We start from the raw sequence: 15,587 nt of genomic DNA, 5'->3' as shown, positions 1-15,587 counted from the left end.
TTTCTCTGGGCTATTCCTCAGCAAAAGGTAGATTCTATACGCGTTACGCACCCGTGCGCCGGTCGTCATCAGAATGCAAGCACTCCATGTTACCCCTCGACTTGCATGTGTTAGGCCTGCCGCTAGCGTTCATCCTGAGCCAGGATCAAACTCTTCATCGTTAATTTTTGTGTGTTACTATCTTATAAATAAAATGCAACAACTTTTAACAACTAATCAGAATCTCTAGTACTCAAAATGGTCTATTCTCTTTGTTAAATTAATTCGTTTCCAAATTAATTTTTACGCTGTCAATTCAATATGTTTATGAACTTGTTTCTTTGTCTTCTTAACTTGTTTCCTTGTTAAGCGGGTGCAAATATAAAACCCTTTTTTAACTCTCACAATAGTTTTTTAATTTATTTTTAAAAAGTTTTTTGAACTTTCCAAACCAAACATTAAACCTTTTTATGAGCGTTTTGCTATCTGCGATATTTACCGTTTTTAGCGGCTGCAAATCTACAACCTTTTTTAACTCTCACAAGTGTTTTTTAATATTTTTTTAAAAAGTTTTTTTTAACCCTTTTATCTAAAATTAATCAACCTTTTTATGAACGTTCGCCATAAAACTAATACCGTTTTTTAGCGGCTGCAAACTTACTATCCTTTTTTAGTTCTACAATACTTTTTTTAATGTTTTTTTAATGTTTTTTTTACACCGCTTTTAATAGGCTTGTTTTCTGTGTTTTACATCTGAAAGTTTTTTGGAAAATTATTCCAAAATTTAAATTATATACACCTTTTTTTGCGCTGCTTACTTTATATGAAGATTTACTGTACTAATATATAGGTATAGAATATATAAATCTATGACTTTAATATTAGGATAAATTAATTGAAGAAAACTAAAAATAGCTAAATTGCCCGCGTTAGGGATAGTAGTGGATAGCCCACAGCCCGACCATAGGAGGTGCGAGGACTTGAAACGGATAGCCCGACCCGCAGGGAAACGCCCGAATTAAAATTTATACCTATATATATATGGTGTGGGTTTGTTTATACTTTTGAACTCATTATCTTTACAGCCGAATTTCAATTTAATTTATGATACATATTACTTTACCTGATGGTAGTGTGAAAACGTTTGATGAAGGCGTTACACCAATGGATGTTGCAAAAAGCATTAGTGAGGGATTTGCTAGAAATGTAATTTCGGCGAATTTTAATGGTACAACTATAGAAACAGTAACCCCATTAACCACCGATGGTGCTTTAATTTTATATACCTGGAGAGATGATGCTGGTAAAACTGCTTTTTGGCATAGTTCTGCACACGTATTAGCTCAAGCAATTGAGGAATTATATGTTGGTGCTAAGCTTACTATTGGACCTGCTATTGAAAATGGATTTTATTATGATGTAGATTTTGGTGAGCATAATGTATCAGAAAAAGATTTTAAGGCCATTGAAACTAAAATGATAGAGATTGCAAGAGGGAAACATGACTTTAGTTTAAGAGCGGTTTCTAAGACAGATGCTTTATCATTATATAAGGACAATGCTTTTAAAACAGAATTGATTGAAAATTTAGAGGATGGTACGATTACTTTTTGTGACCACTCTACTTTTACTGATTTATGTCGAGGCGGACATATACCTAATACTGGTATTATAAAAGCTGTTAAAATATTAAGTGTTGCTGGTGCGTATTGGCGTGGTGATGAGAATAAACCTCAATTAACTCGTGTTTATGGAATTTCTTTCCCTAAACAAAAGGAACTTACTGAGTATTTACAAATGCTTGAAGAGGCTAAAAAACGTGACCATAGAAAACTTGGTAAGGAGTTAGAGCTTTTTACATTTTCGCAAAAAGTGGGACAAGGTTTACCTTTATGGTTGCCAAAAGGAGCTGCTTTACGTGAGCGTTTAGAGAACTTTTTAAAAGCTGCGCAGAAAAAAGCAGGTTATGAAATGGTGGTTACACCACATATTGGACAGAAAGAACTTTATGAAACTTCTGGACATTATGCTAAATATGGTGAAGATAGTTTTCAGCCAATTTCAACCCCTAAAGAAGGTGAAGAGTTTTTATTAAAACCTATGAACTGCCCCCACCATTGTGAGATTTACAATAGTAGCCAATGGAGTTATAAAGATTTACCTAAACGTTATGCAGAATTTGGTACTGTTTATAGATATGAGCAAAGTGGAGAATTACATGGTTTAACTCGTGTACGTGGTTTTACTCAAGATGATGCGCACATATTTTGTATGCCAGAACAATTGGATAAAGAGTTTAAAGATGTTATTGATTTGGTTCTTTATGTATTTGGATCTTTAGGGTTTGAAAACTTTACTGCACAGGTTTCTGTAAGGGATCCTGAAAATCCAGACAAATATATAGGTGATGTTGCAAATTGGGAAAAAGCGGAACAAGCAATTATTAATGCTGCAACCGATAAAGGTTTAGATTTTGTTATAGAAGAAGGTGAGGCTGCTTTTTACGGTCCGAAGTTAGATTTTATGGTAAAAGATGCTTTAGGAAGACGCTGGCAATTAGGTACAATTCAAGTAGATTACAACTTACCAGAACGTTTTGATTTAAGTTATAAAGGTAGTGATAATGAGTCGCACAGACCTATTATGATACACCGTGCTCCCTTTGGAAGTTTGGAACGATTTGTTGCTTTATTGCTGGAACATACAGGTGGTAATTTCCCGCTTTGGTTGATGCCAACTCAGGCTATTATTTTATCAATTAGCGAGAAATATGAAAAATACTCTGAAAAAGTTTTAAATTTGCTAGAAAATGACGAAATTCGCGCCCTTGTAGATCATAGAAATGAGACTATAGGAAAGAAAATTCGTGAAGCAGAAATGCAGAAACACCCTTATATGATTATTATAGGGGAACAAGAAGAGAAAGAAGGTAAAATAACTGTGCGACAACACGGTGGAGAAGATTTAGGCATGATTACTGTAGATGCTTTCTCTGAAATAATAAAAGAAGACATTAAAAAAACGTTAAAATCGTTTTAATAATAATTAATAATAAGTTTAATTTAAAACCATAAGGCCATAGCAATTAGAAGAAGACATCAACCTAGAAGGGTTTCACAAGAAGATAAGCATAAGATTAACTCTAAGATTACTGCTCAACAAGTTCGTCTTGTTGGCGACAACGTAGAGATTGGTATTTACACCAAAGGAGACGCTATGAGAGTAGCAAGCGCACAAGAGTTAGATTTAGTAGAAATATCTCCTAATGCTGACCCTCCTGTATGTAAGGTTATGGATTATAAAAAGTTTCTTTACGAGCAGAAGAAACGTGATAAGGCTTTAAAGTCTAAGGCTACTAAAGTTATTATTAAAGAAATTCGTTTTGGTCCGAATACAGACGACCATGATTACGAATTTAAAAAGAAGCATGCCGAGAAGTTTTTAAAAGAAGGTGCTAAGCTAAAAGCTTTTGTATTCTTTAAAGGACGTTCTATTATATTTAAAGAGAAAGGGCAAATTTTATTATTAAAATTAGCACAAGATCTTGAAGAATATGGTAAAGTAGAGCAAATGCCTCGATTAGAAGGTAAACGTATGACTATGTTTATTGCTCCAAAAAAGTAATTACTCTGAGGAAATCAGGAATTAAGATAATTAAGCGAAATAATTAAAACTAGGAAAAGAAAATGCCTAAAATGAAAACAAAATCTAGTGCCAAAAAGCGTTTCAAGCTTACAGGTACTGGTAAGATTAAAAGAAAGCACGCTTTTAAGAGTCACATCTTAACAAAGAAGTCTAAAAAGCGTAAGCTTAAGTTAACTCATGATGGTTTAGTACATAAAGCAGATGAGGATAACATTAAAACAATGATGCGTTTAAAGTAACATTCGTTTTAATCGGTTAAAACAATTTATAAACCCTGGAGTTAGGCTCAATAAAAGAGTTAAAAGTTAAAAGTTAAAAGTTAAAAGTTAAAATCTAAATTTAGACAGAAGCTAATAACCTGAGACCAACAACTAAATAAACCGCCTACTACAAAACACATTTAAAATTATGCCAAGATCAGTAAATTCTGTAGCTAAAAGAGCCAGAAGAAAAAAGGTGCTTAAACAAGCAAAAGGTTACTTTGGAAGACGTAAAAACGTTTGGACAGTAGCAAAAAATGCGGTTGACAAAGCGATGCAATATTCGTATAGAGACCGTAGAGCAAAAAAGAGAACATTCCGTGCATTATGGATTACGCGTATTAACGCTGGAGCCAGAGAACATGGTTTATCTTATTCTCAATTTATGGGGAAATTAAAAGCTAATGATATTGAATTAAACCGTAAGGTTTTAGCAGATTTAGCTATGAACAACCCGGAGGCTTTTAAAGCTGTAGTTGATAAAGTAAAATAAGGCGCTTAGCCTATTGTAAAACATATTATTCGCTTAATAAAAAATCCGATTCGAAAGAGTCGGATTTTTTTTATTACTATAAAGTTCTCGATACATTTTTTTTATCAAAAAATAGCTTGGGCTAATTTGTAAGAATTATTTTTAATAAAAATTATATATGGATTTATCTAAAATAAAACTTGTTGTAACAGATATGGATGGCACTTTGCTAAACTCCAAACATGAAGTTAGTCCTTTGTTTTTTGAATTATTTAAAGCATTGAAAAAACATAATATACTATTTGTAGCTGCAAGTGGTAGACCATACTATAGTATTATTGAAAAACTCCACACCATAAAAGATGACATTATAATTGTTGCTGAAAATGGAGGGATTGTTATAGAACAAGATAAACTCCTTTTATCGACACCAATAGCTCAAGATAATTTGTTAACTATTGAAAGTTTGGTTAACTCGAACAACCAAATTCATCCGGTATACTGTACACAATTTAAAGCTTATTTCAGTTATGATAGCTCAGATAACTTCATTGAAACTTTAAAAGAGTATTACCCTAAATTCTCTTTGATTAATAGTATTAATGACATAACAGAAGAGATCATCAAAATTGCATTATACCATGCTGATGACTCGGAAAAACACATTTATCCATTATTCGACAAATTTGAAACAGATTACGAAATAAAAGTATCTGCAAAAAACTGGGTAGATATTAGTGACAAGTTAGCCAATAAAGGTCATGCTATAAACATACTTCAAAACAACTATAGTATTACACCTGATGAAACTTTAATATTTGGAGATTATAATAATGACATTGAAATGCTGAAACTAGCTACTTATAGTTTTGCTATGGAAAATGCACATGAAAATGTAATAAAAACTGCTAATCACAAAACGAAAAGTAATGATGATTTTGGGGTTGAATATATTTTAGAAAAACTAATACAAGCCAAAAATTAACTTCCAAAAGCTGTAATTACTAGATTTCTTGAACCTCCATAATCTCTGTGTTCACATAGGTAAACACCTTGCCAAATACCCAAATTAAGCTTTCCTTCAGTTATTGGTATTTGTACAGATGCACCTAACAATGATGATTTAATATGTGCTGGCATATCATCTGAACCTTCATATGTATGCTTATAATAAGTTGCGTTCTCAGGAACCATCTTGTTAAAATGGCTTTCAAAATCGAGCCTTACCGTATAATCTGCATTTTCATTAATGGATAAACTTGCCGATGTATGTTTAATAAACACCTGCATCTGCCCTATTTTTATTTGCTTAATTTCAGGAATTGCTTCTAAGATTTCATCTGTAATTAAATGAAAACCTCTTGAAAATGGTTTTAGTGTAAATTCTTTTTGGACGACAATCATGCTTTACAAAAAATTTTTATTCACTATTCAGCATCTTTTGCAATCTCAGAAATTGCCGTTTTAAATTCTTTCCAGTCAATCAATTCATCGCCATCTTTATCATAACCTTCAATAAGTTTAGAGCCTACAAGCCCTCTTATAAAACCGCTAATTTCGGCTTCTTTCAAAAGGTTAGTTATTTCACTTTTTGATAATTTACCGTCCCCACTTTTATCAAAAAAGCTAAAAGCAGCTTCGGGAGTTTCAAAGTGATTGGTTAAAACAATTTGAATTTTTCTAAGAATTGATTTTTTTGAAGCCATATGTAAATGTTTAGATGTTTAGATGTTTAGATGTTTAGATGTTTAGAAAATGATAAAATCATCAAAAAGCCACATACTACACAAGAAAAGAATACTTCAAAAAATTAAGTTTTTTGTTTCTTTTTCTTGGCAGCTGGAAATAAAACGTTATTTAAAATTAAACGGTAACCCGGTGATGTTGGGTGTAAATCTAACTCAGTTTTAGCATCTCCTACTCTATGTTGATAATCTTCAGGATCATGTCCGCCATAAAAGGTGAAAAAACCTTTGCCTTTTATACCATGAATATATTTTGCTTCACCATTTATTTTAGTTTCGCCCATTACCAAGACATTCGATTTAATTTCGTCTCTGGTAAATGATGTTGTTTGCCCCATAAAACCTTTTACTAATGCGGTATGGTTTTGACATAACATACTTGGAATTGGATCCCATTTTGCAGAAAACTCCATAAGACTAAAATAATCTGTTGTTTTTGGTATGTTACGCTTACGTGTCATATCAATAGAAGAAAACTCGTAAACTTTAGGGTTTCTCTCTAATATATAGTTTGAAAACGCAAATGTTTTACTAAAATCAATTTTGTTTTGATACCCAGCATCACTCCCATCTCCATCAAACATTGGCTCGCAAATATCAACACCTTCAGCAGATAATGCAATGTCAAAACTATCTGTAGCACTACACATGGCAAACATAAAGCCACCACCAATTACATAATCTCTAATTTTTAAAGCAACAGCTAATTTTTCGTTTGACACTTTATTGTATCCTAGTTCTTGAGCAAGTTTCTCCGCAGCTTTTTTCTCTTCAATGTACCAAGAAGACGCTCTATACTGCGCATAAAACTTTCCGTATTGCCCTGTAAAATCTTCATGATGTAAATGCAGCCAATCAAAAAGCAATAATCCATCATTTAATACTTCTTCATCATAAACGGTTTCATAAGGAATTTCTGCATATTTTAAAACCATAGTTACGGCATCATCCCAGGGTTGTTTTCCGTTGGGCGTATATACTGCAATTTTTGGTGCTTTTTCTAAAACTACAGCTTCCATATTTTGACTAGGACTTGCTATATCTTCTAAAATACTTTCCGCTTTTGAATTAGATATAACTTCAAATGAAACGCCTCGTATTTGGCATTCTTTCTGAATTGCTTCCGTATCAGGTAATAAAAAAGAACCGCCTTTATAGTTTAGCAACCATTTTACCTTTAACTGTTTGTTAAGTGTCCAATAGGTTATTCCATAAGCTTTTAAATGATTTTTTTGACTCTCTACATCCATTGGGATTAGAATGTATGATGCATAGGCATTTAAACCTAAACATATAAAAAGTAATGTAACAAGTATCTTTTTCAAAATGAAGCTAAGCTTTATGAGATTTCTCAGTCGTTCCTTCTTCGAAATGACAAAACTCTATATATTATGCAGAAAGATACTCAAAAAAAATATCTGAAAATATATTTTATAAAAATTTTAAGTGATTAATTAAAATGGCACCTCGTCATCATCACCATCATTAAAAGAGCTTCCAAAAGCTTGGTCTGGACTTGCTTTAAAATTATCGGTTGTAAATGTATCATCATTTGCAGCTGCATTCATTTTAGAATGAAATTCAAATGGTGAATCAAAATCATCTAAATTATCAAACTTACCTAAGTGTCCGATAAACTTTAAACGGATATTTTCTAAACCACCATTACGGTGTTTTGCAACAATAAATTCGGCTTGACCTTCGGTTGGAGAACGTTCTTCATCATCCCACTCATCAATTTTATAATATTCAGGTCTAAATATAAAACTAACAATATCGGCATCTTGCTCGATGGCTCCAGATTCACGTAAATCTGATAGTAACGGACGTTTACTTCCTCCCCTAGTTTCAACCGCACGTGACAATTGTGATAATGCAATTACAGGAACCATCAGTTCCTTTGCTAGAGCCTTAAGATTTCGAGAAATCATCGATATTTCTTGCTCACGGTTTCCGCCATGGTTACTACCACCCGTCATTAACTGTAAGTAATCAATCATGATTAGTTTAATACCATGTTGAGATGATAAACGACGAGCTTTTGCTCTTAAATCGAATATAGAAAGTGACGGTGTATCATCAATAAACAATGGCGCTTTTTCTAAGCCCTTAACTTTAACGTTAAGTTGCTCCCATTCGTGTTTTTCAAGTTTACCGGTTCTTAATTTTTCAGAAGATAGTCCAGTTTCACTAGAAATTAAACGGGTAATTAATTGCACAGAAGCCATCTCTAAAGAGAAAAAAGCAACTGGTATATTTTGATCTACAGCAATATTTCTAGCCATAGAAAGGGTTAATGCTGTTTTCCCCATACCAGGACGCGCCGCAATAATAATTAAATCTGAAGGCTGCCATCCTGAGGTTAATTTATCTAATTTATTAAAGCCTGTTGGAATACCACTTAACCCTTCTTTATTAGAAATCTCTTCAATTTTCTTTTTTGCCTGAATAACTAAATCTTGAGCAGTTTCACTAGACTTTTTAATATTTCCTTGGGTAACTTCGTATAATTTAGATTCTGCAGTATCTAATAAATCGAAAACATCTCTTGTTTCATCGTAAGCTTCTTCAATAATTTCGCTAGAAATTTTTATTAAACTACGTTGAATAAATTTTTGTAAAATAATACGAGCATGAAACTCAATATGTGCAGAAGATGATACCTTTTGAGTTAAAGAAATGAGGTAAAAATCGCCACCAGATAATTCTAATTTTGAATTTTTCTTTAACTGTGTTGAAACGGTTAATAAATCGACAGGTTCACTATTTTCGAACAATTGAAAAATAGCTTCAAATATATGTTGATGGGCTTCTTTGTAAAAAGCATCTGCACTTAAGATGTCAATAACTTCATCAACACCCTTTTTATCAATCATCATTGCTCCAAGAACAACCTCTTCTAAATCAAGGGCTTGCGGCGGTATTTTACCTTTTTCCAAATTGATAATAGTGCTTTTATCAACTTTATAGCCTTGTAGTTGGTTGGGTTGTTTCATAAATCAAAAGTAATAAAAAGAAGGTTGAATTGAGGTTTTTTAAATAATTCTGTGTTCACTACTCATTAACAATTGAACTGTTAATAAGTCGCAAATATTGTCAATAAGCATAAAAAAACTGAAGATTAGATCTTCAGTTTTTTTATAAGTTGTTGTTTTAAAAGGCTTAACCTTTGAAAACACCCATTTGCGCATATTTATCCATACGCTGGTTTACTAAATCTTTTGGTGATAAGTTTTTAAGCTCATCATAATTCTTTACTATGGCATCGCTAACAGATTTAAATGTTTTTACTCTATCTCTGTGCGCTCCACCCAGAGGCTCTTTTATAATGCCATCAACAAGCTTTAGTTTTTTCATATCAGTAGCTGTTAATTTCAAAGCTTCAGCAGCTTGTTCTTTATATTCCCAGCTTCTCCATAGAATAGAAGAACAAGATTCTGGAGATATTACAGAATACCATGTGTTTTCTAACATTAAAACTCTGTCGCCTACTCCAATACCTAATGCACCACCAGAAGCACCTTCACCTATTACAATTGTAATAATTGGTACTTTTAAACGTGTCATTTCTAAAATATTTCTAGCTATAGCCTCACCTTGCCCACGTTCTTCTGCTTCCAATCCTGGGTAAGCTCCTGGAGTATCTAAAAGTGTTACAACAGGGATTCCAAATTTTTCTGCAGATTTCATTAAACGTAATGCTTTTCTATAGCCTTCTGGATTTGCCATCCCGAAGTTTCTATACTGACGCGTTTTGGTATTAAAACCCTTTTGCTGCCCGATAAACATAAAACTTTGATCGCCAATTTTCCCTAATCCACCAATCATAGCTTTATCATCTTTAAAACTTCTGTCTCCGTGTAATTCTAAAAATGAATCTCCACAAATGGCTTTAATATGATCTAATGTATATGGTCTTTCTGGATGACGTGAAAGTTGCACACGCTGCCATGGCGTAATATTTTTATATATTTCTTTTTGCGTAGCCGCTAACTTTTTTTGAATCTGCTTACAGGTTTCTGTAACATCAACTTCACTTTCATCTCCAATTACTTTACACTTTTGTAATTGTTCTTCAAGTTCTTTAATTGGGAGTTCAAATTCTAAGTATTCCATAAGAATTTCAATTTAAGCTATTAACTTTGGTTAGTTGACAAATATAAAAACTTTAATTTTGTTTAAGGGTTATGTCGTCTTTCTTTTTAATTTTTTGCCATTTTTAATTATTGCATTAAGAAGCACCACACCAATAATAATCATTGCTCCCATGTAAAATGACGCACCCATTTTTTCTTTCTCAGGAAACAATATTACGGCCATAACAATACCATAAACGGGCTCAAGATTGTAGGTTAAAACTACTGTATAAGGGCTAATTGTTTTCATAATATATACAGATGCAATAAATGCATAAGCTGTACAAATAGACGCTAGTATCAATAAATACCATATGTCAGATTGTTTTAAACTAAAGAAATCTGAAGAAAAACCATCACCAAAAAACAATATATAAATAGATATAAAAATTACGCCACTTAAAAATTCATAAAATGAAATAACTGTTGCCGTATGTTTCTTTAAAAAACTACCATTAAGCACAGCAAATAATGATGAAAAAAAAGCTGAAGAAATACCTAAAACTATTCCTGTTAAATATTTCATTTCACTTTGAGTAATTACGGCTACACCAAAAATCACAATACACCCAAAGACTATTTCGTACCAAATAATTTTCCGTTTATATATTATAGGCTCTATAAACGATGCAAAAAAGGCGCCCGTAGAAAACATAGCTAATGTTATAGATATGTTAGATTCATCAATAGCTCCAAAAAAAGTAATCCAATGTAATGCTATAATTATACCTGCTATTGATAACCTTGTAATAGATTTAAAATTAATTTTTAGCTTAACCTTCGCTATTTTGACATACACAAACATTAAAACAAAAGCCATAACCATTCTAAACCAAACGAGCGGAATTGCTTTTATTGTAATAAGTTCTCCTAAAATTGCTGTAAAACCAGCTATAAAAACTAATAAATGAAGATGAAGAATATTTTTTACTTTATCGTTTTGCATTGTATAGCATATATGCTGCTAAAATACCAAAAAGGATATTGGGAAACCATACCGCAACAATAGGATTGAAATCTGACTGTTCGGCCATAACACCAAATATTTTATCGAAGAAAACAAATATCATAGCAATACAAATACCAATTGCCAGGTTAACTCCCATTCCACCTCGTCGCTTTTGAGATGATACCGCAACAGCAATAATTGTTAAAATAAATACTGAAACTGGTAAACTCCATTTTCTATATAAAACCAATTTAAAACGCCCTACATTTGAGGAACCTCTTGCTTCTTCTTCTTTTATAAAACGTTTTAAATCATCATACATTAAAACTTCTGCAGCATAAATAGGCGGAGTCAAATCTTTAACATTAAATGAAAAGAGCGTATCTTTTACTTTTAATATTTCAAGCCCATCTTCATGCTCTCCAATATCTCTTTTTACGTAATTTTTTAATCTGTAAATAGTATCTTTTGGGATGTACCTAATACTACTCGCAGTTATTTTATATTTAAGTTTATTACCTTCAAAATGCTCCAAAGTGAAATTATTCCCAACATTGTTTCCAATATTAAAATTACTAACATAAATGATTTCTTGATCGTTTATTTGTCTAAATACATCTGTATTATCAACAGCTTTTCTTCCTTTTTTTAAATATTTATAACTAAAATCATTAAAACCTTCACTAGCTTTTGGGGCTAAAAACAAACCTAGAATTATAGAAAATATAGCTACTACTGATGCTCCTATAATATATGGTCTGAGAAATCGTGTAAAAGACACTCCAGAACTTAAAAAAGCGATAACTTCTGTATTGTTTGCTAATTTTGAAGTAAACCAGATAACGGATATAAATAAAAAAAGAGGAAAAAGTAAATAACTAAAATATACCGTAAAATCTAAAAGATATACCATTACTTCACTAAAAGGCACTTCGTTTTCAAGAATTTTACCTATTTTTTCGGCTAGATGTACGGTTATCATTATTGGAATAAACAATAATAATAACATGGTAAATGTAAATAAATACCTTTTTAATATGTACCAATCTAATATCTTCATTAATCTATTTACAGACGGTTATTCATTTGTTTTACCATTTGGTCTTTCCAAGTTATAAAATCTCCTGCTAATATATGTTTTCTTGCTTCGCGAACCAACCATAAATAAAACCCAAGGTTATGTATGGTTGCAATTTGCTTACCTAACAATTCATTTACAGTAAATAAATGTCTTAAATATGCTTTACTATATTCTGTATCTACAAATGTAATACCCATCTCATCAATAGGTGAAAAATCATCCGCCCATTTTAAATTTTTAATATTTATACTTCCATTTGCCGTAAATAACATTCCGTTTCTAGCATTTCGAGTTGGCATAACACAATCAAACATGTCTACACCTAACGCTATATTTTCTAAAATATTGATTGGCGTTCCAACTCCCATTAAATATCTTGGTTTATCTTCAGGCAAAATAGAACAAACCACATCGGTCATGGCATACATTTCTTCAGCCGGTTCTCCAACAGAAAGTCCTCCAATTGCATTACCAACTGCACCAGCATTGGCAATATATTCGGCAGATTGCTTACGTAAATCTGTATAAGTACTTCCTTGAACTATTGGAAAAAAGGCTTGATTGTAATCGTATTTTAAAGGTGTTTTTTCAAGATGATTAATACATCTATCTAACCAACGATGCGTCATGTGCATTGAACGCTTTGCATAATTATAATCGCAAGGATACGGTGTGCACTCATCAAAAGCCATAATAATATCTGCACCTATTGTTCGTTGAATTTCCATAACATTCTCTGGTGTAAATGTATGGTAACTTCCATCTATATGAGATTTAAATTTTACGCCTTCTTCTTTAATTTTTCTATTAGCAGATAAAGAATAAACTTGATACCCGCCAGAATCGGTTAAAATATTTCTATCCCAATTCATAAATTTATGAAGGCCTCCTGCTTTTTCTATAATATGGGTTTGCGGACGCAAATACAAATGGTAGGTATTCCCTAAAATAATATCTGGATTTATATCGTCTTTCAACTCACGTTGATGCACTCCTTTTACTGTAGCTACAGTACCTACCGGCATAAAAATAGGCGTTTCAATAACACCATGATCTGTAGTTATTTTTCCTGCTCTAGCTTTACTTTGAGCATCTTTTGCTAATAATTCAAATTTCATTCTTTAACCCGTATAAGTGGCAAAGATAATTAACTGAAAAATGAAAATGATTGTATTGAAAAGAAAATAAATTACTTTTGGCAACGTTTTTGATACTGTTAATGAAATCTAAAAAAACGAACATTATGAGAAATTTATTTTTTATTTTAATGATTGCCATTGCTATCCCGACAGCTACAATGGCACAAACAGAACAAGGTATTGGTTTAAAAGCGGGATTAAATTACAATGCAAACGGCGATTATTTTGATGCTATTGAAATGAACTCTAAAAACCCAGAACGCAATACTGGATATCACATTGGTTTATTTGGAAAAATTGGAAAGAAGGTGTTTTTTAGACCTGAAATAGTTTACACCAGCACAAAAAGTGATTATGATGATGATAGTTTTGAAATGCAAAAACTTGATGCCCCTCTTCTAGTAGGCATAAAAGTTTTAGGACCAATTAGCGTATTTGGTGGCCCATCATTACAATACATTTTAGACTCTGAGTTTGATGGTATTGCTATAAATGATGTTGAAAACGATTTTTCAGTTGGTTTAAATTTTGGTATTGGACTTAACTTTAAGAAGCTTGGTATTGACTTAAGGTATGAACGCGGTTTTAGCGATAATGAAGCTTCTTTTTTAGGAAGAAACACAATTGACACAAGTAGACTTGACACACGACCTGATCAGTTAATATTGAGTTTATCTCTTTTATTGTAATTTCAATCACTTATAATAATAAAATAAAAAACCTCGCCATGGCGAGGTTTTTTATTTTATTATAAAGGTTATTTTTTAATCTTCATTAGATGCTGTTTCTTCTGGATCTAAGTAATTAGGGATCCCATTTGCTCCAATATCATTTGTTGGGTCGCCATCATTATTTATATCTTCATTAATGGTAAGTACGCCATCACCATCATCATCTGCATCATTAAAGTTTGCAAATCCATCACCATCAGTATCATCATCCGTTTCATCTGTTAAATCATCATAATTTACAATAAGATTGTCATCATTATTTAAATCTTCTAAATATGAAGGCACACCATCATTATCATGATCGTTTTCAAATGATTGCAACAAATCAAACTTAAAAATTAATGGTGAATATGAGGTAATGTCGGTTTGAGCAATAGAAAAATAAGCTAATCCTGAAGGTAAAAACATTACGCCAGCACCATGATTAAAATAATTAATTGTTCCATCATCGTTTTCATCAAAACTAGTAGAGGTATTAAATTGAGGAAAAACTTTAACCCATCCATAAACACCATCTATAGTAGATACTAAGTCAATATCCTGCGTGAATCTACTATCAAAAACATTTCCATCTAGAGTAAATCCTTCGTAATTTACTCTTACAGTATCTGTAAAAGCTGGCGATTCAAGACCACCTCCTTGATTTATTCTCAATATATAATATACGTAATCGGTATCTTCATAAGTAATATAGTGTGTCTCTACATCATCTTTCAATAATGTAAAACCGTCCTGAAGAACTTCTCCATCAGCTAGTTCCGAAATTATTAATTCAGAAATACTAGGGTCTGCATTATCAATAAAAACATCAGAATTATAATAATGTGTTTCTAAATAATCAATTAGGAGAGCATCATCAATAGCCTGTTGTTCTGTCCTATCATTAATTTCCACTACGATGATTTCTGTATCACCATCATCATCCTTTTTACAAGAAGAAAAAACCAAAACAAAACTTAATATAAAAAACCCTATTTTTCTTAAACTCATTATTGCGTATTTTTGAGGCTGCAAGATACAATTTTAATGTATTCTTGCACAACAACATTAACGTAGTTTTACAATAAAAATGTATGCGAGTAGATAAGTATTTATGGTGTATTAGGTATTTCAAAACAAGAACTATTGCAACAACAGCTTGTAAAAAAGGGCAAGTTAGGGTGAATGACGACGTAGTAAAACCAAGCAGAGAAGTTTACCCTCAAGACACTATTCAAATAAGAAAAGACCAAATAAATTACAAATTAAAGGTTAATGATACACCAGAAAGTAGAGTTGGTGCAAAATTAGTGGATCTTTATAGAACCGATATTACCCCAAAAGAACAATTTGAAGCCAAAGAACTTTTAAAATACTCTAAAGATTACTACAGAAAAAAAGGTACTGGAAGGCCAACTAAAAAAGATAGAAGAGATATTGATGATTATACAGATGAAAATGAGTAATTTTA

16 protein-coding genes and 1 rRNA gene (1 of these 17 running past the window's edge) are annotated in these 15,587 nt (G+C 32.1%); 7 read left to right on the top strand and 10 right to left on the bottom strand.

Annotated features, from left to right (window positions below):
- Window positions 1-161 (bottom strand): 16S ribosomal RNA (locus SJY43_RS09400) (it extends 1,359 nt beyond the left edge of the window).
- A 922-nt stretch (window positions 162-1,083) separates the two neighbouring features.
- On the opposite strand from SJY43_RS09400, the gene thrS reads away from it, so the two are divergent.
- The 5 genes from thrS (at window position 1,084) to SJY43_RS09375 (ending at window position 5,341) form a co-directional block, all read left to right on the top strand.
- Window positions 1,084-3,018, top strand: coding sequence for a threonine--tRNA ligase (thrS, locus tag SJY43_RS09395; protein ID WP_396600483.1), 1,935 nt, complete (start codon window positions 1,084-1,086; stop codon window positions 3,016-3,018).
- A 39-nt stretch (window positions 3,019-3,057) separates the two neighbouring features.
- Window positions 3,058-3,603 (top strand): translation initiation factor IF-3, encoded by a 546-nt coding sequence (gene infC, locus SJY43_RS09390; protein WP_396603402.1) that lies wholly within the window; start codon window positions 3,058-3,060, stop codon window positions 3,601-3,603.
- A gap of 62 nt (window positions 3,604-3,665) precedes the next feature.
- Window positions 3,666-3,863, top strand: a complete 198-nt coding sequence (gene rpmI, locus SJY43_RS09385; protein ID WP_067150881.1) for a 50S ribosomal protein L35 — start codon at window positions 3,666-3,668, stop codon at window positions 3,861-3,863.
- Between the two features lie 169 nt (window positions 3,864-4,032).
- Complete coding sequence (rplT, locus tag SJY43_RS09380) at window positions 4,033-4,377, top strand: 50S ribosomal protein L20 (RefSeq protein ID WP_298497370.1); 345 nt, start codon at window positions 4,033-4,035, stop codon at window positions 4,375-4,377.
- A gap of 157 nt (window positions 4,378-4,534) precedes the next feature.
- The gene (locus tag SJY43_RS09375; protein ID WP_396600482.1) at window positions 4,535-5,341 is read left to right on the top strand and encodes an HAD family hydrolase; all 807 of its coding nucleotides are present in this window, start codon (window positions 4,535-4,537) and stop codon (window positions 5,339-5,341) included.
- Here the strand turns inward: SJY43_RS09375 and SJY43_RS09370 are convergent.
- The 8 genes from SJY43_RS09370 to tgt form a co-directional block, all read right to left on the bottom strand.
- Complete coding sequence (locus SJY43_RS09370) at window positions 5,338-5,760, bottom strand: secondary thiamine-phosphate synthase enzyme YjbQ (protein WP_396600481.1); 423 nt, start codon at window positions 5,758-5,760, stop codon at window positions 5,338-5,340. The genes SJY43_RS09375 and SJY43_RS09370 overlap by 4 nt on opposite strands.
- 23 nt (window positions 5,761-5,783) lie before the next feature.
- Complete coding sequence (locus SJY43_RS09365; protein WP_396600480.1) at window positions 5,784-6,062, bottom strand: EF-hand domain-containing protein; 279 nt, start codon at window positions 6,060-6,062, stop codon at window positions 5,784-5,786.
- Between the two features lie 104 nt (window positions 6,063-6,166).
- The gene (locus tag SJY43_RS09360; protein WP_396603401.1) at window positions 6,167-7,351 is read right to left on the bottom strand and encodes an asparagine synthetase B; all 1,185 of its coding nucleotides are present in this window, start codon (window positions 7,349-7,351) and stop codon (window positions 6,167-6,169) included.
- Between the two features lie 204 nt (window positions 7,352-7,555).
- Entirely contained in the window at window positions 7,556-9,097 is a 1,542-nt protein-coding gene (gene dnaB, locus SJY43_RS09355; RefSeq protein WP_396600479.1) for a replicative DNA helicase, read from the bottom strand.
- Between the two features lie 166 nt (window positions 9,098-9,263).
- Window positions 9,264-10,217, bottom strand: coding sequence for an acetyl-CoA carboxylase carboxyltransferase subunit alpha (locus SJY43_RS09350; protein WP_396600478.1), 954 nt, complete (start codon window positions 10,215-10,217; stop codon window positions 9,264-9,266).
- Window positions 10,218-10,286: 69 nt separating this feature from the next.
- Window positions 10,287-11,183, bottom strand: a complete 897-nt coding sequence (locus SJY43_RS09345; RefSeq protein WP_396600477.1) for a DMT family transporter — start codon at window positions 11,181-11,183, stop codon at window positions 10,287-10,289.
- A complete protein-coding gene (locus tag SJY43_RS09340) occupies window positions 11,170-12,246 on the bottom strand; it encodes an LptF/LptG family permease (RefSeq protein ID WP_396600476.1) in 1,077 nt (358 codons plus the stop codon). The genes SJY43_RS09345 and SJY43_RS09340 overlap by 14 nt, the downstream gene beginning before the upstream one ends.
- Before the next feature lie 8 nt (window positions 12,247-12,254).
- Entirely contained in the window at window positions 12,255-13,385 is a 1,131-nt protein-coding gene (gene tgt / locus SJY43_RS09335; RefSeq protein ID WP_396600475.1) for a tRNA guanosine(34) transglycosylase Tgt, read from the bottom strand.
- Between the two features lie 125 nt (window positions 13,386-13,510).
- Here tgt and SJY43_RS09330 point away from each other — a divergent pair, with 125 nt between their 5' ends.
- Entirely contained in the window at window positions 13,511-14,095 is a 585-nt protein-coding gene (locus tag SJY43_RS09330; RefSeq protein ID WP_396600474.1) for a porin family protein, read from the top strand.
- Between the two features lie 75 nt (window positions 14,096-14,170).
- On the opposite strand, the gene SJY43_RS09325 is transcribed toward SJY43_RS09330, so the two are convergent.
- The gene (locus SJY43_RS09325) at window positions 14,171-15,127 is read right to left on the bottom strand and encodes an FKBP-type peptidyl-prolyl cis-trans isomerase (RefSeq protein ID WP_396600473.1); all 957 of its coding nucleotides are present in this window, start codon (window positions 15,125-15,127) and stop codon (window positions 14,171-14,173) included.
- An 83-nt stretch (window positions 15,128-15,210) separates the two neighbouring features.
- Here SJY43_RS09325 and SJY43_RS09320 point away from each other — a divergent pair, with 83 nt between their 5' ends.
- Window positions 15,211-15,582 carry an RNA-binding S4 domain-containing protein gene (locus SJY43_RS09320; protein WP_396600472.1) on the top strand — a complete coding sequence of 124 codons (372 nt, stop codon included), beginning with the start codon at window positions 15,211-15,213 and terminating at the stop codon, window positions 15,580-15,582.
- Window positions 15,583-15,587: the final 5 nt, after the last annotated feature.

Source organism: Algibacter sp. R77976 (genome assembly GCF_044594645.1).
GTDB lineage: Bacteria > Bacteroidota > Bacteroidia > Flavobacteriales > Flavobacteriaceae > Algibacter_B.
Note: the sequence above shows the minus strand (reverse complement) of the source record. Positions and strands in the feature narration are given on the sequence as shown.